The organism is Allobosea sp. (genome assembly GCF_036675845.1).
GTDB lineage: Bacteria > Pseudomonadota > Alphaproteobacteria > Rhizobiales > Beijerinckiaceae > Allobosea.
The window spans coordinates 111,636-130,248 of sequence record NZ_JAKFED010000052.1 but is presented as its reverse complement, the minus strand read 5'-3'; the positions used below and the strand labels follow the sequence as shown (position 1 = coordinate 130,248).

Annotated in this window: 15 protein-coding genes; 4 read left to right on the top strand and 11 right to left on the bottom strand. The window is 69.6% G+C overall.

Going from position 1 to position 18,613, the window contains the following annotated elements; genetic code table 11:
* Positions 1-4 precede the first annotated feature (4 nt).
* The 7 genes from V6M56_RS05735 to V6M56_RS05705 form a co-directional block, all read right to left on the bottom strand.
* A complete protein-coding gene (locus V6M56_RS05735) occupies positions 5-1,120 on the bottom strand; it encodes a GNAT family N-acetyltransferase (protein ID WP_332682012.1) in 1,116 nt (371 codons plus the stop codon).
* Positions 1,117-2,319: a hypothetical protein gene (locus V6M56_RS05730; RefSeq protein WP_332682010.1), complete on the bottom strand. Its 1,203-nt coding sequence runs from the start codon at positions 2,317-2,319 to the stop codon at positions 1,117-1,119. Before V6M56_RS05730 ends, V6M56_RS05735 begins: the two co-directional genes overlap by 4 nt.
* Positions 2,316-3,197: a HesA/MoeB/ThiF family protein gene (locus V6M56_RS05725; RefSeq protein ID WP_332682009.1), complete on the bottom strand. Its 882-nt coding sequence runs from the start codon at positions 3,195-3,197 to the stop codon at positions 2,316-2,318. Before V6M56_RS05725 ends, V6M56_RS05730 begins: the two co-directional genes overlap by 4 nt.
* The gene (locus V6M56_RS05720; RefSeq protein WP_332682007.1) at positions 3,194-4,156 is read right to left on the bottom strand and encodes a hypothetical protein; all 963 of its coding nucleotides are present in this window, start codon (positions 4,154-4,156) and stop codon (positions 3,194-3,196) included. Before V6M56_RS05720 ends, V6M56_RS05725 begins: the two co-directional genes overlap by 4 nt.
* Positions 4,153-7,554 (bottom strand): acyl-[ACP]--phospholipid O-acyltransferase, encoded by a 3,402-nt coding sequence (locus V6M56_RS05715; protein ID WP_332682006.1) that lies wholly within the window; start codon positions 7,552-7,554, stop codon positions 4,153-4,155. The genes V6M56_RS05720 and V6M56_RS05715 overlap by 4 nt, the downstream gene beginning before the upstream one ends.
* A gap of 219 nt (positions 7,555-7,773) precedes the next feature.
* On the bottom strand, positions 7,774-8,052 hold the full coding sequence (locus V6M56_RS05710) for a YiaA/YiaB family inner membrane protein (protein WP_332682004.1): 279 nt from the start codon (positions 8,050-8,052) through the stop codon (positions 7,774-7,776).
* Between the two features lie 39 nt (positions 8,053-8,091).
* Positions 8,092-8,784, bottom strand: coding sequence for a PspA/IM30 family protein (locus V6M56_RS05705; RefSeq protein ID WP_332682002.1), 693 nt, complete (start codon positions 8,782-8,784; stop codon positions 8,092-8,094).
* A gap of 126 nt (positions 8,785-8,910) precedes the next feature.
* On the opposite strand from V6M56_RS05705, the gene V6M56_RS05700 reads away from it, so the two are divergent.
* From V6M56_RS05700 to ggt, 4 genes are all read left to right on the top strand, one after another.
* Positions 8,911-9,540: a TetR/AcrR family transcriptional regulator gene (locus tag V6M56_RS05700; RefSeq protein WP_332682000.1), complete on the top strand. Its 630-nt coding sequence runs from the start codon at positions 8,911-8,913 to the stop codon at positions 9,538-9,540.
* A gap of 257 nt (positions 9,541-9,797) precedes the next feature.
* Positions 9,798-10,520, top strand: a complete 723-nt coding sequence (locus V6M56_RS05695) for a GntR family transcriptional regulator (RefSeq protein WP_332681998.1) — start codon at positions 9,798-9,800, stop codon at positions 10,518-10,520.
* 81 nt (positions 10,521-10,601) lie between these two features.
* Complete coding sequence (locus tag V6M56_RS05690; protein ID WP_332681996.1) at positions 10,602-12,188, top strand: ABC transporter substrate-binding protein; 1,587 nt, start codon at positions 10,602-10,604, stop codon at positions 12,186-12,188.
* A 98-nt stretch (positions 12,189-12,286) separates the two neighbouring features.
* Positions 12,287-13,882, top strand: a complete 1,596-nt coding sequence (gene ggt, locus V6M56_RS05685) for a gamma-glutamyltransferase (RefSeq protein WP_332681994.1) — start codon at positions 12,287-12,289, stop codon at positions 13,880-13,882.
* Between the two features lie 12 nt (positions 13,883-13,894).
* On the opposite strand, the gene V6M56_RS05680 is transcribed toward ggt, so the two are convergent.
* Genes V6M56_RS05680 through V6M56_RS05665 form a run of 4 tightly spaced genes read right to left on the bottom strand, consistent with a single transcriptional unit; the run spans position 13,895 to position 18,537 of the window.
* Positions 13,895-14,863, bottom strand: a complete 969-nt coding sequence (locus V6M56_RS05680) for an ABC transporter ATP-binding protein (RefSeq protein WP_332681992.1) — start codon at positions 14,861-14,863, stop codon at positions 13,895-13,897.
* On the bottom strand, positions 14,856-15,839 hold the full coding sequence (locus V6M56_RS05675) for an ABC transporter ATP-binding protein (protein WP_332681990.1): 984 nt from the start codon (positions 15,837-15,839) through the stop codon (positions 14,856-14,858). The genes V6M56_RS05680 and V6M56_RS05675 overlap by 8 nt, the downstream gene beginning before the upstream one ends.
* Positions 15,836-17,341, bottom strand: coding sequence for an amidohydrolase family protein (locus V6M56_RS05670; protein WP_332681988.1), 1,506 nt, complete (start codon positions 17,339-17,341; stop codon positions 15,836-15,838). The genes V6M56_RS05675 and V6M56_RS05670 overlap by 4 nt, the downstream gene beginning before the upstream one ends.
* Positions 17,338-18,537 carry an amidohydrolase family protein gene (locus tag V6M56_RS05665; protein ID WP_332681986.1) on the bottom strand — a complete coding sequence of 400 codons (1,200 nt, stop codon included), beginning with the start codon at positions 18,535-18,537 and terminating at the stop codon, positions 17,338-17,340. The genes V6M56_RS05670 and V6M56_RS05665 overlap by 4 nt, the downstream gene beginning before the upstream one ends.
* Positions 18,538-18,613: the final 76 nt, after the last annotated feature.

Here is an 18,613-nt window from a genome sequence, read left to right as displayed (position 1 = left end):
GCCTTCAGTCCCGCAGCGATTTTGCGAACAGGTGCAGCCGGTGCAGCGGCTTCGCCCCGGCCTTCTGCGCCTGCCGCAGGCTCGGCCCGTTGACGTCGGCGATCCAGGTGCCGCCGAGCGTCGTGTAGCCGGCTGCCTTCAGCGCGCTCGCGACCTTGTGGAGCATGGCGCCGTTGAGGCCGCGATTATGGAAGGCGCGGGCGACCGACTGGTAGACGATGACGGCGCGGCGGTTGCTCCAGCGGTGCCAGAGGAAGCGGAAGGGGAAGCTCGGCCCGATCCGCCCGCCGACTGCCTTGACCAGCGGGTTGAGGTCGGGGATCGCGATGATCGCGCCGACGGGCTCGCCCTTGTGATGCACCACGGTCGAGATGCGGCTGTCGATCACCCACATCATGTCGCCGGCCTGGAAGCGGTATTCCTCCGCCGTCGGCGGAACGAACATCGGATTGCCGTCGAAGCCGTCATTGAGGATCAGCCGCGATTCCTCCAGACGCTGGGGAAAATGCCGGCGGTCGATCGGCATCCAGCGATAATCGGGATCGGCGAGGATCGCCTGCTGCTTTTCGCCCAGCAGCAGCGCCGGGTCGATCTCCGACAGCGCGATCTCGAAGGTCGTCATCGGGAAGGTCGGGGCGTAGCCACTGGCCTCGAGCAGGCGCGCGATATGCGGCGGGCTCCAGACCATGTCGGTATAGGGCGCGCCCTCGAAGCCGCCGGTGACGACGCCGACCTGCTGCATGGCGGTGAGATTGAAGTTGCCCGCGATCTCTCCCATGCCGCGCTCACGCGCCCAGCCTTCGGCCGCGGCCAGGAGAGCCGCGGCGATCTCCGGATCGTCGGCGCAATCGAAATAGCCGAACTGTGCGCGGGCCGTGCCATGGCGGGCGTTCGAGGCATCGTGGATCGCGGCGACGATGCGCCCGAGCGGCCTGCCGTCCCTGAGCGCCGTGAACAATTCAAAGCGGCCATGCCCGTTCCTGACCAGCGGGTTCTTCGCCGGATCGAGCATGCGGTCGAAATCCGACCACATCGGCAGCACGTATCGGCTGTCGCCTGGATAGGCGTTGGCGGTGACGGCGAAGGCGCTCCTGCGGTCGTTGCTGACGATCTCGATCATGCCGTCTCCATCGGCGCGCTCGCCAGCAAGCGGCGGACCAGCGCCAGCGCCGTCTCGGTCGCCGGGTCGGCCGAGACCAGCGGCACGGTGACCAGCAGCAGGTCGAGCGGCTCATGCGCCACGACCAGCAAATGGCTGGCGGAGTTCGCTGCGAGCAGCGCCTGCAACCGCTCGGTCCCGCCATCCTCCAGCGGGCGCTGCCAGGGCCGGTCGGCGGCCCGCAGCACCGCGACGTCACGCAGCGCCTCGCGCAGGATAAGCGGGTCGTAATCGCCGAGCTCCGCCTCGCGCAGGCGTTTGGCGCCCTGGAACAGCGGATGCGCCGAGAGCTTCGCGATCAGCGCCTCGCGGCTGCCGGCCTCCGAATGCGCGAGCGATGCGAGCACGCCGGGCGAGCGCGCATCGAAGGCGGCGCCGAGCGCGTCCGCCATCAGGCCGATCGCCAGCACGCCCGCCAGCGCGACGGCACACATCCGCACGCCACGGGCAAAGCCGGCATCGGGGTCGAGCTGGGCCGCGCCCCAGCCGAGCGCCAGCGCCGCGGCGATGCGCAACCCCATCAGCCAGAAGCCCTGCCGGCGCGTCTGCGCGCCGCCGCCGGTGACGAGCACGACATGGACCAGCAGCAGCGCCCCGAGCCCGCCGAGCCTGACCGGCATCTGCGGCACCAGGCTGCGGAAATCGCTGAGCATGAAGGGCAGGACCAGGAAGGCGCAGAGCCCGAGCCGCCAGACGCCGGCATTCTCGGCGGCGGTCAGCGAGGCCGGATCGCGGCTGAACAGGAGCAAGCCGCAAAGCGCGAAGGTCGCGAGCTGGAAACCGGCCAAGGCGAGATCATAGGTGTCCCCCTGTTCGGCGAGGCCGAACAGGGCGGCCAGCGCCAGCAGGCCCGAACCGCCGAGCACGGCGAGCTTGGCCCGGCGCGGCGCATGCCGGCGCAGCATGCCTTCGGTGACGATCAGCGCGCCGAGCGGGAACATCGCGGCGCAGGCGAGCGCCAGGCGCTCCAGCGGCACGCTGCCGGTCCACCAGCCCAGGCCGCGCAATAGCAGCACGGCCGCAACCAGCCCGAGCGCGGCAAGGAAGCGCGTCGTCAGCGCACCATGCGGATCGCGCCGGCACAGGGTCAGCATCGCGACGCCGAGGCCGAGCGCCCCGCAGAGATCGACGATCGAATCGGCGACGAGGGCCGGGTTCATGAGCCGGCTACCATCCGGCGCAGGGCCCGGCGCACGAAAGGCCGCAGCAGCAGCGTCAGCGGCGCCGGCAGGGGCTTTTCGATCGCCGGCCGGTGCGGGTTGAAGAACCAGCCGCGGCAATCGGTGCCGGTGCGCTTGCCGAGCGTCAGCGCGATCGCCTCATAGGCCATCATCATGCCGGTGGTGATCACCATCGGCGCGAAGGACATCCGGCTGCGCCTTCCGGCCGCGACCTCGCCGGCAATGGCGAGGTCGACATGATGGCGCGAGCCCGAATGCAGCATGACATGCTCGACCTCGCAGAGCATGGCGGCGCGCCTGTCCTCCTCGGTGATCGTCCGCCAGTCCTTGCCCAACGTCGGGAAGCGCAGCCGCTCCTCGGGGCGCGGATCCTCCGGCCTGACCACGATCACCGAGGGCAGCGGCGACATATAGGCGTCGATCACGGTCGCCCCTGCCGCCTGAGCCGTCCGATAGAGGTGCAGGCCGGCGGCGATGTCGTCCATGCCGTTGACCAGGACCTTGCAGCGCGCCGCGATCTCCGGCAGCCGCTCGGCCCATTCGGCGCCGAGCACCTCGATCTCGATCCCGGGGTTGATGGCGCGGGCGGCCTCGGCCGCCGCTTCGGCTTTCGGCTGGCCGATCGTCCCGGCATTGGCGAAGACCTGCCGGTTCAGGTTCGAGACCTCGAAGACGTCGATATCGGCGATGACGAAGCGGCCGATGCCGGCCCGGACCAGCGCCATGAACGCCGCCCCGCCCATGCCGCCGACGCCGCAGACGAAGACACATCCGGCGCGCAGGGCCGCCTGCTCGGCCTCGCTGACGAAGCCGATATTGCGGGTGGTGAAGCTCTCATAGCCGAAGCCCGCGATCATGGTTCCGCCTTTGCATTGCGCGGCCGCAAGGCGCCGAAGCGGCGGCCATCGTCGAGCCAATGGACCAGCGGCAGCACCAGGCGCTGCAGCAGCAGAAAGAGCGACGCGCCGAGCAGCGCCGGCAGCGAGGCACGCGGCACCTGGCCGAGCAGGTAGCGCCGCGCCGCGGCCAGATCCATCCGGCCGATCTGGAGCGCGTCGTCGCCGCGGCCATAGTCCAGTTGCTCGCGGCAGAAATCGTTGTAGCGCGGCTCGCGATGCTGGGTCGCGGCGTCAAAACTCTTCTTCAGATCGTCGGAGCCGCCGGTATAGGCGTCGGTGATGATGAAGCGCGCCTCGTCGAAGCCGGCCTCGGGGCCGACGCCGAAGACATGGCGATGGCCGCGCATGATCTGCCGCGCCAGCGAGAGGTGCGAGAAGCTCTGGCGCGAGCCCGGATCGGGCGAGGGATAGACGTCGGAAAAGGTCTGGCAGACCATGCCGACCACGCCCGGCACCTGGGTGACGTTCGAGATCCAGCGCGGTCGCAGGCCGCCGCGGACGAACAGCACCAGCACGGTCAGGCCGTAGAGCACCCAGGACAGGCCCTGCCCGCGCACTTCGGGATCGACCATCACCAGGCCGAGATGCGTCACCGGCTCGGGCTCGCCGTTCAGCACGGTCTCCATCTGCACCAGCGCGTTGAAGGCAACCGGCCTGCCGGTCGCCTTCTCGGTGATCAGGGTGACGATGGTCTGGGCCAGGCGCTCGCGCTCGCCGGAGAACACGCCATAGCTCAATTCGCCCTCGCCCAGCGTGCGCCGCGCCACGGCGCGGAGCTGCTCGACCAAGGCGGCGAGCGCCGCATCGTCCAGCACGGCGCCCGGCCGCTCGACGATCCGCGTCGTCAGCCCGGCATGGGTCGCCAGCGTCAGGTCGAGCTTCGGGCGCGTCAGGGCGCTGAGCCAGAAGCCGATCATGCCGCGGCGACCTTGGCTGCCCGCTCCTGGACGAGGCGCGTCACCCCGGCGAAGTCGAGCTTGCCGGAGCCGAGCACCGGCACCGCCGGCACCACCATCACTTCGGCCGGCACCATCAGCTCGGCGGCTCCCTTGGCCTTGGCGAAGGCCTGGAACTCGGCGCGGGTGGCGCCTTGCTTTTGCGTCACCAGCACGAGCCGCTCGCCCTTGCGGGCATCGGGCAGGCTGGCGACGGCCGAGAGCGCATCCGGCCAGAGCTCGGCGGCCATCGTCTCGATCGCGGCGAGCGAGACCATCTCGCCGGCGATCTTGGCGAAGCGCTTGGCCCGGCCCTTGATCGCGATGAAGCCTTCCTTGTCGATGGTGACGATGTCGCCGGTGTCGTGCCAGCCCTCGGCCGGGGGCTCGAGCACGCCCGGATTCTCGGCCCGCAGATAGCCGAGCATGATATTGGGGCCGCGCACATGCAGCCGCCCGCCTTCCTCGACGCCGGGCACGGCTTCGAGCCTTGCCTCCATGCCGGGCATGATCCGCCCGACCGTGCCGAAGCGGTTGAACATCGGCGTGTTGATCGCCAGCACCGGCGCCGTCTCCGTGACGCCATAGCCCTCGAGGATGCGCAGGCCGAACTTCTCCATATAGCTCCGGCGCGTCGCCTCCTTCACCGGCTCGGCGCCGGCGAGGATGTAGCGCAGCGAGCGCAAATCGTAAGGATGGGCCGCCCGGGCATAGCCAGCAAGGAAGGTGTCGGTGCCGAACAGGATGGTCGCGTTCGAGCCGTAGACCAGCTCCGGCACCATCCGGTAGTGCAGCGGCGAGGGATAGAGATAGACCGGCACACCCGAGACCAGCGGCAGCACGAGGCCAACCGTCAGGCCGAAGGAGTGGAAAACCGGGAGCACGTTGAAGACCTTGTCGCGCCGGCCGAAATCGATCCGCGCTGCGGCCTGCGCCGCATTGGCCAGCATGTTGGCGTGGCTGAGCACGACGCCCTTGGGCGTGCCTTCCGAGCCGGAGGTGAACAGGATCGCGGCGCGGTCCTGGCCGCTTGCCTTCTCGATCGCCTTGCCGTGGTTCCACAGCCCCGTGAGCTTGTCGGCCGTCGTAACCGTGGCGCGGACGTCCTCGAGATAGACGATGGCGACCTCGCCGGAGAGCGCCTCGACCAGCGGCCCGAGCCGGCCCTTCTCGACGAAGGCGCGCGAGGTCACGATGGTGCGGATCTGCGCCGCCGTGCAGGCCGCGGCGATATTGGTCGCCCCCGCCGTAAAGTTGATCATCGCCGGCACGCGCGCCGCCGAGATCAGGCCGAGGATCGTCACCGCCGCGCCGTTCGCATTGGGCAGCATCACGCCGATCGCCTCGCCCTTTTTCGCCAAGGGGCTGAGCTTGCGGCCGAGCACTTCGGCCCCGATCAGCAGGCGCTTATAGGTCAGCGTGCCGGTGAGCGGGTCCTCGACCGCGACGCGGCCCTTGCCATAGGCTTTTGCCGCCTCGACCACCGCCTCGAAGACGCTGCGGTCGATGTCGGTGGTGCGGAAGATCAGGTCCGACATGATCTGGTAGAGCGCCGTGCCGGCGGCCTGGCGCCGCGCCCGGCCCTTCAGCTCCTCGGGCACGCTCAGCGTCACCGGCTCGAGGATGGTGACGCGCACCTTCGGGAACCAGCGCCGGCGGACCTGCTCGCGGGTCAGCCGCGAGAAGATCGTCGCCTCCAGCCCCTCGATCCGGACCGGCACGACCATGGCGCCGGACTTCTCGGCGATCATGCCGGCGCCGTCATAGACCTTCATCAGGCTGCCCGTCACGGTGAGCCGGCCTTCCGGGAAGATCACCAGGCTCTCGCCGCCCTTGACCGCGTTGATCAGCGAGCGGGTCGCCAGCGGACGGGCGGGATCGAGCGGCATCGCCCGCGTCAGCTTCAGGAAGGGCTTGACCCACCAGCGCTGGGCGATGCCGTGGTCGATGGCGAAGACCGGCTCCTTGTCGAGGATCGAGAGCGCCAGCGCCGCGTCGAGGAAGCTGACATGGTTGAGCGCGACGATCGCGTTGTCGCCCGCCTTGGCGATGTTCTCGCGGCCGGTGACCTCGACCCGGTAGAAGGCGCGGAACAGGATCGAGAGGAAGTCGCTGAGCGGGTTGGTCGGCAGCGTCCTGAAGATCCAGACCGAGGCGGCGATGGTCAGCACGCCGATCAGCAGGAAGAGATGCGACAGGGTGAAGCCGGCCGCCTGCAGCAGCGCCACCGCGACCGCCCCGGCGACCATGAAGGCGGCCGAGAGCACGTTGACGGCGGCGACGATGCGGGCGCGCTTGTCGGCCGGGGACCAGCTCTGCGTCGCCGCGAAGGAGGGCACGATGAAGACGCCGCCGGCGATGGCGAGGCCGGCAAGATCGATGCCGACGCGCCAGGCCGAAGCCTCGTTGAAGAAGGCGGCGATATCCTGCGCCGGCTGATGCGCGACGATGCCCGAGATCGCCCAGCCGAGATCGAGCGAAAACAGCCCCATGACGACGCCGGCTACCGGCACCGGCAGCAGCACCATGCGCCCGCTCGCCAGGAAGGAGCCGATGCCGGAGCCGACCGCGATGGCGATGGCGAAGATCGCAAGATAGGTCGAGACGACGAGCTCGCTGCCACCCATGCCGTTCTTCACCAGCGCGGGCAGCAGCGCCATCACCACGGCGCCGATCAGCCAGAAGATCGAGACCATCACGCCGGTGCGCCAGAGGCGGGCATCGGACCAGAGGTCCTTCAGCAGGTCGCGCGTGGAGCGCAGGATGTTGGCGTCGATCGAAAGGTCCGGCGCGGCCGGGCCGGTCTTCGGGATGAACAGGGTGGCGAGCCAGCAGAGCAGGGCGAAAACCATGATCAGCAGGCTGAGCGAGGCGGCGTCGCCGCCCTCGCGCGCCGTGACGCCGCCGGCGATGGTGCCGAGCAGGATCGCGATGAAGGTCGCGCCCTCGATCAGGGCGTTGCCGGCCGGCAGTTCCTCGCGCTTCAGATGGTCGGGCAGGATGCCGTATTTGATCGGCCCGAACAGCGCCGCGATGACGCCGAACAGGAAGAGCGCGACGAACAGCACCGGTACGGAATGCAAGGTGAAGCCCAGCACTGCGACGCCGGCAGCCCCGATCTCGGCGAGCTTCAGCCGCTGCGCCATCACCGCCTTGTCGAAGCGGTCGGCCATCTGCCCGCCGATCCCCGAGAGCAGGAAGAAGGGCGCGATGAACAGCCCGCCGGCGAGCGTCACCAGCGCCTCGCCATGCGAGCCGGCGAGCCGGTAGAGGATGATGAAGACCAGCGCGTTCTTCAGGAAGTTGTCGTTGAAGGCCGAGAAGAACTGCGCCCAGAACAGCGGCGCGAAGCGCCGCTTCAGCATCAGGGTGTCGATCATGGCGGGCTCGCGAAGGAGTTGAAGGATGATGGCATCGCCCTGGCAAAGCAATTCTTGCTTGCGGCGGGCGAAGCGGTTTCGCGGTTAAGCAGAGGTAACCGGGGAACCGCCGTCATTGCGAGGCGCGTCAGCGACGAAGCAATCCAGGGGCGGCAGAGCTTTACGAGACTGGATCGCTTCGCTGCGCTCGCAATGACGGCGGCGAAGCGGTTTCGGCCCTCACGGCGCCGGCTTGCCGACATCCATCAGCAGGCGCTCGGTGCGGGCGTCCTCGATCCGGTTCACCAGCCGCGAGGCCTCGTGCATGTCGCGCACCGTCTTGGTCATGGTGATGCAGGACTGGACCAGCATGGTCACGCCCATGGCGAGATAGCCCTTGGCCCACCAGTCGAGCGGCAGGAACAGGATGCCGACGCCGACCATGGCGGCGGCTCCGAGGAAGGACGCATAGGTGAAGCTCACCCAGGCGCCGCTATGCGGCTGTGCATTCTGGTTCATGGTTTTTCTCCCGTCGGATGCGTTTGGAAGCCGGAGAGATCAATTCGCCTGGACCTGCCGGGCGCGCAGGCGCTCCAGCACGTCCTCGGCGCTCGCCCGGAGCCGCGGGCCAAAGCCCCTGGCGGCGAGCTTTTCGGTGACCGAGGCCGCGGCCGCCCCGTCGAGTTCGTCGAGGGCGAGATCGGCGGCCTCCGCTTCGGTCTGGCGCTGGCGCAGCCGCTGCAGCGTCTGCTCGGCCTCGGCCAGGGTCGCCTCATGCGGCGGGCCGGTCTCGATGCGGCCGCGGCGCATGTCGCGCACCGCCTCCGAGGCGCGGGCGAGACGGCGGCCGCGGTCGAGCTCGGCGATGCGCGCCTGAGCCTGGCCGACATGGCGGCGCAGCCGGACGATCTCGGCGGCGAACAGCGCCTGCGCATTCGCCGCCGCGTCGCGGTCGGCCTCCAGCGCGGCGATCGCCTCGGCGCCCTCGCGGGCGAGCCCGTCATCGCCGGCGACCAGCGCCGCGCTGACGCGCAGTTCGAGATCGGCGATGCGGGCATCGGTCGCGACGAGCCGCGCGCTCTCCTGCTGGTCCTGCGCAATGGCAATGGCGAGCGCCTTCTTGGCGCGTTCGAAGGCGCCTCCGGCATCGCGCAGCTGCTGGTCGAGGATCAGAAGCGCATTGCGATCGGCGAAGCGCTCCTCGGCAATCGCGGCACCGCCGCGGATGAAGGTGAGAAACATCTTGAGCATCTGTCTCCTCCTGCTATGAACATTGTTCACGCTAATGTTGATAGCCGATCCGTGAACACCGTTCAAGCATAATTTTGAACGACGTTCACAACAGACGCAAACCAAGCGCAGAGCAAGGAAAGAGGGATGACGACGACCGCCGCGCGCCGCGACCGGCAGCGCCAGCAACTGGTCGAGGCGGCCGAGCGCGCCATCGCCGAAAAGGGCCTCGCCGGCCTCAAGGCGCGCGAGCTCGCCGGCGAGATCGGCTGCGCGCTCGGCGCGCTCTACAACCTCGTGCGCGACATGGACGAGCTCGTCCTGCGCGTTGGCTCGCGCACGCTCGCCAGGCTGGACGTCACGCTCGACCGCGCCTCGCAGGCGGCGTTCAGCGCCGCGCCGCAGGATGCCGCCGGCCGGCTGGTCGCGGTCGCCCTTGCCTATTGCGCCTTCGCCCGGGAGAATCCGCGGCTCTGGCGGACCCTGTTCGAGCACCGCATGGCGGAGGGCTCGGAGGTGCCGGAATGGGCGGTCGCCGAACAGATGCAGCTCTTCCGTCACATCATGGCGCCGCTCGCCGATCTCCTGCCGCAGGCAGGCGACCAGCAGCGCTTCCTGCTCGGGCGGACGCTGTTCTCGGCTGTCCACGGCGTCGTCGCCATCGGCCTCGAGGAGAAGCTCGTCGCCGTGCCGCGCCAGGAGCTCGACCGCCAGATCGAGGCGCTGGTGCGGCTGGTCTGCGCCGGCCTCGCCGCCGAGCCGCGCCTGATCCGCTGAACGCCCAAACCGCGAGCATCAGGCGCATCTGCACGGCTTCCTGCGCACATCATTCCGGACAAGCCGCGTAAGCGGCGCCGCCCCGGCCGGAATGACGGCGGCTGTCATCTCTCCTGAGGCATGGACGTGCCTCGCATGGCGCGCCACTTGACCAGCGCACCCTTCACCTTGCAGAACTGTATGAGTGGATACACTCATACAGTAGAGCGGCAGCGACGCCCCGAAGCGGGCAGCCGCCGGCGAAAGGGACGGTCACAATGGGCTTCACGCGGACCCCGGCGGCAGGGACGGCCCCGGAAGAGGCCTATCTCGCGATCCTCGCCGGGATTCGCGGCGGCCGCTACCAGCCGGGCGAGCGCCTGATCCCGGAGGCGATCGCGCAGGAACTGGCGATGAGCCGGATGCCGGTGCGCGAGGCCTTCCAGCGCCTCGCCAATGAGGGCCTCGTCGTGATCCGGCCCAATCGCGGCTGCGTCGTCGCCGGCCTGACCATCGACGAGATCTACGAGACCTTCGAGATCCGCTCGGTGCTGGAGGGGCTCGCCGTCCGCCTCGCCATGCCGCGCATCGACGCCGCCGTGCTGGCCGAGCTCGACGATCATCTCTCCCGCATGCAGCGGGCCGGCGAGATCGGCGCCGACGACTGGCTCGCCCGGCACCAGGCCTTCCACGCCTATATCTGCGGCCTCAGCCAGCGCCCGAAGCTCGTCGCCCAGATCGCGGCGCTGCACATCGCCGTCGAGCCCTATATGCGGGTCTGGCTCCACCATGTCGCCCATCCGACCACCGCAACCCAACGTCAGAACGAGATCGTCGCGGCGATCCGCAGTGGCGATGCCGCCCGGGCCGAAACCGTGATGCGCGAGCACGTCATGCGCACCGCGCCCCGGCTGGCCGAGTTCCTGCGCAGCGCTCCGCATCTGGCGACCGGGCCGCGCCCGCCGCGCCCGGCGCAAATGCCCGCCTCCGGGCCGGGCTGAGACCATCGCGAACCGGCGGGCCGCCCGCAGAAGGCCGCCGTCGGGGCAATTCCGGGACCACGACCAGAACAGGGGATCACCATGGATCGACGCCAGTTTCTGAAGACCTCGGCCGCCGCCGCCTTCCTGCCGGCCGCCCCGCTGATCGCTCGCGCGCAGGACAGCAAGACGCTGCGCTTCGTGCCCTATTCCGATGTCGCGATCATCGATCCGATCTGGACCAACGGCTACTCGACCCGCACCCACGCCCTCCTCGTCTGGGACACGCTCTACGGCCTCGACGACCGGTTCCAGCCGCAGCCACAAATGGTCGAAGGCCATGTCGTCGAGGACGATGGCAGGCGCTGGACGCTGACGCTCCGGCCCGGCCTCGTCTTCCATGACGGCAGCAAGGTGCTGGCCCGCGACGCCGTCGCCTCGATCCGGCGCTGGGGCGTGCGCGACACCTTCGGCCAGGCGCTGATGGCGGTGACCGAGGAGCTTTCCGCCCCCGACGACCGCACCATCGTCTTCCGCCTGCGCAAGCCCTTTCCGCAGCTGCCGGCCGCGCTCGCCCGCCCGAGCGCGCTCGTCGCCGCGATCATGCCCGAGCGGCTGGCGCAGACCGACCCGTTCAAGCAGATTCCCGAGGCTATCGGCAGCGGCCCCTATCGCTACCTCACGGCCGAGCGCATCGCCGGCGCCCGCCATGTCTATGTGCGCCATGACGGCTATGTGCCGCGCCCGAGCGGCACGCCGAGCTTCACCGCCGGGCCGCGCTCGCCCTTCCTCGACCGAATCGAGTTCAACGTCATGCCCGATCCGGCGACCGCGATCTCCGCCCTGCAGACCGGCGCCGTCGACTGGGTCGAGCAGCCGCTCATCGACCTCCTGCCGCTGCTGCGCCGGGACCCGAACATCGTCGTCGAGGTCAAGGACGCGACCGGCATGGCCGGGCAGCTGCGGCTCAACCATCTGCAGCCGCCGTTCAACAACCCGGCCATCCGCCGCGTCGTCCTCAAGGCGATCGACCAGAACGACTGCATGAACGCCGTTTGCGGCGGCGATCCGGAAGTCGAGCGCGGCAGCATCGGCTTCTTTCCGCGCAATTCGGCGATGGCCTCCGAGGTCGGGATCGAGGCGCTGAAGGCGCCCAAGGATTTCGGCAAGCTCAAGCAGGAGCTCGAAGCCGCCGGCTACAAGGGCGAGCGCGTCGTCCTGCTCGCCGGGCAGGACGTGCCGCGCATCGCGCTCGCCGCCGAGGTGGCGGCCGACGCGCTGCGGAAGATCGGCGCGAATGTCGACTTCGTCGCGTCCGACTGGGGCACGGTGCTGCAGCGCATCGGCAAGCGCAGCCCGGTCGAGGAGGGCGGCTGGAGCTGCTACATCACCTATTGGTCCGGGCTCGATCTCGGCTCGCCGGCAACGAGCTCGCCCTTGCGCGGCAACGGCGCCAAGGGCAGCCCCGGCTGGCCCGACAGCCCGGCGATCGAGGCGCTGCGCGCCCGCTGGATCGAGACCGGCGATCTCGCCCAGCAGAAGGCGATCGCGCAGGAGATTCAGCTCCAGGCGATGCAGGACGTGCCTTACGTCCCCGCCGGGCAATATCTCCAGCCCGTCGCCTACCGCAAGAACCTGACCGGCATGCTGAACGGCGTCCCGGTCTTCACCAATCTGCGCAAGGGCTGACGCCCTTCCGCCCCCCGACCCGGCGCGGCATCTCTCGCCGCGCCGGCCCCTCCCACGCCGGCCGCGGCGCCGGCAACGCTGAACGAAAGCCTCTCTCCATGCGCGATTTCGAGCTTCCCGGGCGTTCCCTCGCCATCAGCCGCAACGCAATGGCTGCGACCTCGCACCCGGCGGCGACGCTGGCCGCGCTCGACATCCTGCGCGCCGGCGGCAATGCGATCGATGCGGCGGTCGCGGCTTGCGCCGTGCAATGCGCCGTCGAGGCCGGCTCGACCGGCATCGGCGGCGACTGCTTCGTGCTCTATTCGCGCGGGGGCGGCACCGACATCCTCGCCTATAACGGCTCGGGCCGGACCCCGGCGGCGGCGACGCTCGACTGGTACGCCAAGGCCGGCATCACCACGCTGGAGCGGCATTCACCGCATGCCGTCACCGTGCCCGGCGCGGTCGAGGCCTGGGCGCGCCTCGTCAGGGACCATGGCAAGCTGCCTCTCTCGGAGATCTTCCAGCCGGCGATCGCCCTGGCGCGCGAGGGTTACGCCATCACCCCGCGCGTCGCCTATGACCTTGCCGGCCAGCACGACACGCTGATCCGCGACGCCAACGCCGCCGCGACCTTCCTGGTCGGCGGGCAGGCGCCGAAGGCAGGCACCGTCCAGCGTCAGCCCGGCCTTGCCGCGACGCTGGAAGCGATCGGCCGCGAGGGGCCGGACGCCTTCTATCGCGGCGAGATCGCCAGCGAGATGGTCGCGCATCTCAACGCCGCCGGCGGCCTGCATACGCGCGAGGATTTCGCCGCCGCGCAGGGCGAATACGTTACACCGATCAGCGCCAGTTTCCGCGGCCGCACCGTCTATGAGTGCCCACCCAATGGCCAGGGCATCATCGCGCTGATGATCATGAAGATCCTCGAGCGCTTCCAGCCGAAGGGCGGCCCGCTCGCGGTCGAGAACCTGCACATCGAGCTGGAGGCGACCCGCCTCGCCTATGCGGCGCGCGACCGGCTCGTCGCCGACATGGACCAGGCGAAGGTGCCGGTCGAGCTGCTGCTCTCGGACGCACTCGCCGACCAGCTCGCCGCGGCGATCGATCCGGCCCGCGCCAGCGATCCGCTGCCGGTCATCCCCGCCGGCGCCGAGCACAGCGACACCGTCTACATCTGCGTCGTCGACAAGGACCGCAACGCCGTCAGCTTCATCAACTCGCTCTTCTCGCCCTATGGCAGCGGGCTGATGACGAAGAAATCCGGCGTGCTCCTCCAGAATCGCGGCCAGGGCTTCGTGCTGGAAAAGGGCCACCCGAACGCGATCGCGCCGCGCAAGCGCCCGATGCACACCATCATCCCGGCGATGCTGGCGCAGAACGACCGCGTGGTGATGCCCTTCGGCGTGATGGGCGGGCACTACCAGGCGATGGGCCATGCCCATTTCCTGGCAAAGCTGTTCGATCACGGCCTCGACCTGCAGGAAGCCATCGACCTGCCGCGCCTGTTCCCGCTGCCCGGCACGGCGACGGTCGAGGTCGAAGGGCGCCTGCGCGAAAGCGTCGGCGCCGCGCTCCAGGCCCGCGGCTTCACGGTCCAGCCGCCGAAGACGCCGATGGGCGGCGCCCAGGCGATCTGGATCGACTGGCAGAAGGGCACGCTGACCGGCGGCTCCGACCCGCGCAAGGACGGCTGCGCGCTCGGCATCTGAGCACCGCGCCGCTCAGGCGAGATGGCAGGCGAGCTGGAGGGCGCCTTCGCTGCGCAGTTCCGGCCGCTCGCTGCGGCAGCGCTCCACGGCAATCGCGCAGCGCGGATGGAAGGCGCAGCCCGGCGGCGGCGCGATCGGGCTCGGCACCTCGCCCGACATCGGCCGGCGCTGCCGGTTCGGCTTCTCGACGTCCGGGATCGTGTCCAGCAGGAGCCGCGTATAGGGGTGGCGCGGCCGGGCGAAGACCTCCTCGGCCGGGCCGCTCTCGACGAAGCGGCCGAGATACATGATGGCGAGCTGGTCCGACATGTGCCGGACCACCGAGAGATTATGGCTGATGAACAGATAGGTCAGCCCGAACTCCTTCTGCAGCTTGACCATCAAATTGAGAATCTGCGCCTGGACCGAGACGTCGAGCGCCGAGGTCGGCTCGTCGCAGACCAGGAAGTCGGCCTCGGTGGCGAGCGCGCGGGCGATCGAGATGCGCTGGCGCTGGCCGCCGGAGAACTCGTGCGGGAAGCGGCTCGCATCCGAGCGCGAGAGGCCGACGATCTCGAGCAGGTCGCCGACGCGGCTCGCGGTCTCGGCTTCGTCCCTGCGCAGCTTCAGCTCGCGGATCGGCTCGGCGACGATGTCGCCGACGCGCCAGCGCGGATTGAGCGAGGCATAAGGGTCCTGGAAGATCATCTGCACCCGCGGCGGCCCGATGCTGCCGTCCGCCCGCTGGATCTCGCGGAACTGCAGCATGCCCTCGGTCGGCCGCTGCAGGCCGACGACCATGCGGGCCAGCGTCGACTTTCCGCAGCCGGATTCGCCGACGATGCTGAAAGTGGTGCCGCGCACGACGCTGAAGGAGACGTTCTCGACGGCGCGCAGGATGCGGCGCGGCTCATGCGAGAACAGTCGCGACAGGGCCGGCGCCGAAACGTCGAAGCGGCAGGAGGCGGCAGCGACCTCGAGGATGGTCTGCGCTTCAGCCATGCGCGGCCTCCCGCAACGGGAAATGGCAGGCGACGGCGTGGCCGGAAACCGGCAGGCCCGGCCGGTGCTCGCGGCAGAAATCGGTGGCGAGGCCGCAGCGCGGATTGAAGGCGCAGCCCGGCGGGATCGCGTTCAGCCGCGGCATCGAACCGTCGATCTGGGCGAGATGGGTGTTGCGGCGATGGACGCTCGGGATCGAGGCCATCAGCCCGGCGGTGTAGGGATGGCGCGGCCGGCGCGTCACCTCCTCGACCGGGCCGATCTCGACGACGCGCCCGGCATACATCACCGCGACCCGGTCGGCCGTCTCGGCGATCACGCCCATGTCGTGCGTCACCAGCATGATCGCCGTGCCGTGCTCGCGGCAGAGCCGCTTGAGCAGGGTGGTGATCTGCGCCTGGATCGAGACGTCGAGCGCCGTCGTCGGCTCGTCGGCGATGATCAGCTCGGGCTCGGCACAAAGCGCGAGCGCGATCACCACGCGCTGGCGCATGCCGCCGGAGAACTGGTGGGGATAATGGTCGATCCGGCTTTCGGCCGCCGGGATGCCGACCTCCTTCAAAAGGTCGAGCGCGCGCCGGCGCGCCTCCGCCTGGCCGACCGGCAGATGCGTCGTGATGGTCTCGACCAGTTGCTCGCCGACCGTCAGCAGCGGGTGCAGCGAGGTCAGCGGGTCCTGGAAGATCGCGCCGATGCGGCGGCCGCGCAATTTGCGCATCGCTTCCGCCGGCAGGTTGTCGATGCGCTGGCCGGAGAGACGGATCTCGCCGCCGGCCAGCCTTCCCGGCGGGTCGAGCAGGCCGATCACGGCGGTGCCGGTCAGCGACTTGCCGGCCCCGGATTCGCCGACCACGCCCAAAATCTCGCCCGGCGCGATCTCGAAGGAGATGCCGTCGAGCGCCGTCAGCGGCCCGCGCCGCCCGTCGAAGACGATGCGCAGGTCCTGAACCGAAAGCAGCGCCGGCTGCGCGTTCATGCCGCGTCCTCCCGTCGCTCGATCCTGTAGCTCGACGAGAAGATCTCGCTCGCCGGGGGGTGGCCATGGGTGCGCTCAGGATAGCGCGCCATCAGCCCCTCGAACTGCGCCTGCGCCCGGCGCTTGTCCGCCGCCTCGTCGATGCCGGGAATGACGCGCTCCTCCATCACGAAACGCCCGTCGATGATCACGCTCGCAAAATCGCGGCCATGGCCGGAAAGCAGCATGGTCTGGATCGGGTCGATGACCTGGCCGAGATGCGGCCGATCGAGGTCGAAGACGGTGATGTCGGCGCGGGCACCGGGCTGGAGCCGGCCGAGATCGGGCCGGCCGAGCGCGTCGGCCCCGCCGACCGTCGCCGCATCGTAATAATCCTCGCTGCGGACGGCGCCGGCGCTGCCGGCCATGGTCCGCGCGAGGATCATCCCGAGCTGCAGGTTCATCACCATGTCGGGCGGGCTGGTGTCGGTGCCCATGCCGAGCTTGAGGCCCATCTCGCGATAACGGCCGAAATGGTCGATCGCGTTGCCGTGCCGGCCGGAGACCAGCGGGCAGTGCACGATCGCCGCCCCGGCATCGCGGATGATCTCGAGGTCGCGCCCCGGCCGCCCGATATGCCGGCTGCCGGAGACGAAAGTTCCGTGCGGCAAGAGGCAGCGCTCGTTGAGGAAGCCGAGGCTCTGCAGCCATTCCGGCGGGCTCAGGCCGTGCTGGCCCAGCACCAGATCGTATTCGATCTTCGACTGGCAGCAATGCAGGCGCACCGGCACGTTAAGCTCGCGCCCGGCCGCCGCCGTGCGGCGCAGAAGCTCAGGCGTCGAGGTCTCGATCCGGTCCGGCGCCAGCATCGTCCGGATCAGCCCGCCGGCCTGGCCCTCATGGCGCCGGCAGAACTCGACCGCACCGTCGAGCTCGGCCAGCCCGCGCGCCTCGTCGTAATGGGTGACGATGCGACCATCGGCCTCGACCAGCTGGTTGCCGGTGCGATAGGCCGGGCCGAGATAGGCGCGCAGGCCCAGCGCCGCGGCCGTTTCGGCCGCATCCTCGAACTCCTCCGGCGTCTCGCCCCAGGCCCGGTAGAACAGCGAGGCGATCGGCAGCGCCGTGGTGATGCCGTTGCGGATCAGCGTCGCGAAGGCGTGCTGCTTCTGGAAGGCGAGCTCCTCGCGCGAATACATCTCGTAGGGACCGGCCTCGATATAGCTGCGCGGCCAGACCCGGCCCTTCTTCCAGGCCGGCTGGTTGTCGTAAGCAAGGATCGTGGTGTCGAGGTCGGAGAGCGCATCGAGATCGACGAAGCCCGGCCCGATCAGTGCATTGCCATGGTCGATCCGCCGCGCCACCTCGCCCGGGAAGCGGTGCCCGGTGAAGATCACCTCGCCATCCTCGAAGACGATCTCGCCGTTCTCGTAGAGCCGGTGCCGGCCGTCGCGGTGGCCGACGAGCCAGCGCGCCGTCAGCAGGATACGGCCCTGCGGGCGCGGAGCAGCTTGCAAGGTCACGGCGCGGTCCTGACCGAGACGCCGTCCCGGGCGACGATCCTGCCGCGCTTGACGACGCGCCGCTTCGGCGAGCGAGTCACGATCGCCTCGGCCAGCGTCTCGCCCGGCAGGATGACGAGATCGGCATTGCTGCCTTCCGACAGCCCGTAACCTGCGATCTCCATCACCCTGGCGCCCTCCGTCGTGCAGACGTCGAGGCCGAGCCGGAGCTCGTCGTCGCGCCGGAAATTATTGCGCAGGCCGACGAACATCGCCCGCTCCAGCATGTCGGCATTGCCATAGGGGCCCCAGGTGTCGCGGATGCCGTCGGAGCCCGAGCAGACGCGCACGCCGGCCTGCAGCAGCTTCTTCACCGGCGGCGCCGGGCGGCTCGCCGGCGCGGTCGTCATGATCGCGATGTCGAGCTCGGCGAGCTGCTCGATCAGCGGGTCGATCAGGGCGGGGTCGGGCGTGCCGAGGCAGAAGGCATGGCTGACCGTGACCTTGCCGTTCATGCCGAGCGCCCGCGTCCGCTCGATGATCATGTCCATCGAGAAGGCGCCGACCTCGCCGGGCTCGTGCAAATGGATGTCGAGCGGCTTGCCATGGCGCTGGCAGAGCGCGAACACCGCATCGAGATGTCCCTTCGGGTCGCGGTCGATGGTGCAGGGATCGAGCCCCCCGACGACCTCGCAACCGGCGGCCATCGCCTGTTCCATCAGCTCGAGCGTGCCCGGCCGGCGCAGCAGGCCCGATTGCGGGAAGGCGACGAGCTCGATGTCGACGATGTCGCGGTATTCGTCGCGGGTCTGCATCACGCCCTCGACGCCCCACATGCCGTGCTCGGTGTCGACGTCGACATGGCTGCGGATATGGGTCGTGCCCATCAGCGAGGACTGGATGCTCTGGCGCGCCGATTGCCGGGCCGGGTCGATGTCGAGCCGTTTCTTGCTCAGGCGCTCATTGTCGATCTTGTCGAGCAGCTTCGGGCCGACCTCGTTCTTGTACCAGGGCTGGCCCCACAGGCTCTTGTCGAGATGGGTATGGGCCTCGACCAGGCCGGGGATGACGATCTCGCCCTTGCCGTCCTCGACCGCAACGCCGGCCGGAGCTGTCAGGTTTGCCCCGACCTGCGTGATCTTGCCGTTCTCGATCAGCAGGTCGGTGGCGGGGCCGGCATAGGGCCGGACATTGCGCAGCAGCAGGGAGACGGTCATCGCAGGCGTTTCCTCTTGTCGTTAGGCCGTTTCATTCGCCGTCATTGCGAGCGCAGCGAAGCAATCCAGAGCGGCA

What these genes read in the sequence shown, in the direction of transcription:
- V6M56_RS05735 (WP_332682012.1), bottom strand. Translation starts at nt 1,120, where the DNA reads ATGATCGAGATCGTCAGCAACGACCGCAGGAGCGCCTTCGCCGTCACC.
- V6M56_RS05730 (WP_332682010.1), bottom strand. Translation starts at nt 2,319, where the DNA reads ATGAACCCGGCCCTCGTCGCCGATTCGATCGTCGATCTCTGCGGGGCG.
- V6M56_RS05725 (WP_332682009.1), bottom strand. Translation starts at nt 3,197, where the DNA reads ATGATCGCGGGCTTCGGCTATGAGAGCTTCACCACCCGCAATATCGGC.
- V6M56_RS05720 (WP_332682007.1), bottom strand. Translation starts at nt 4,156, where the DNA reads ATGATCGGCTTCTGGCTCAGCGCCCTGACGCGCCCGAAGCTCGACCTG.
- V6M56_RS05715 (WP_332682006.1), bottom strand. Translation starts at nt 7,554, where the DNA reads ATGATCGACACCCTGATGCTGAAGCGGCGCTTCGCGCCGCTGTTCTGG.
- V6M56_RS05710 (WP_332682004.1), bottom strand. Translation starts at nt 8,052, where the DNA reads ATGAACCAGAATGCACAGCCGCATAGCGGCGCCTGGGTGAGCTTCACC.
- V6M56_RS05705 (WP_332682002.1), bottom strand. Translation starts at nt 8,784, where the DNA reads ATGCTCAAGATGTTTCTCACCTTCATCCGCGGCGGTGCCGCGATTGCC.
- V6M56_RS05700 (WP_332682000.1), top strand. Translation starts at nt 8,911, where the DNA reads ATGACGACGACCGCCGCGCGCCGCGACCGGCAGCGCCAGCAACTGGTC.
- V6M56_RS05695 (WP_332681998.1), top strand. Translation starts at nt 9,798, where the DNA reads ATGGGCTTCACGCGGACCCCGGCGGCAGGGACGGCCCCGGAAGAGGCC.
- V6M56_RS05690 (WP_332681996.1), top strand. Translation starts at nt 10,602, where the DNA reads ATGGATCGACGCCAGTTTCTGAAGACCTCGGCCGCCGCCGCCTTCCTG.
- ggt (WP_332681994.1), top strand. Translation starts at nt 12,287, where the DNA reads ATGCGCGATTTCGAGCTTCCCGGGCGTTCCCTCGCCATCAGCCGCAAC.
- V6M56_RS05680 (WP_332681992.1), bottom strand. Translation starts at nt 14,863, where the DNA reads ATGGCTGAAGCGCAGACCATCCTCGAGGTCGCTGCCGCCTCCTGCCGC.
- V6M56_RS05675 (WP_332681990.1), bottom strand. Translation starts at nt 15,839, where the DNA reads ATGAACGCGCAGCCGGCGCTGCTTTCGGTTCAGGACCTGCGCATCGTC.
- V6M56_RS05665 (WP_332681986.1), bottom strand. Translation starts at nt 18,537, where the DNA reads ATGACCGTCTCCCTGCTGCTGCGCAATGTCCGGCCCTATGCCGGCCCC.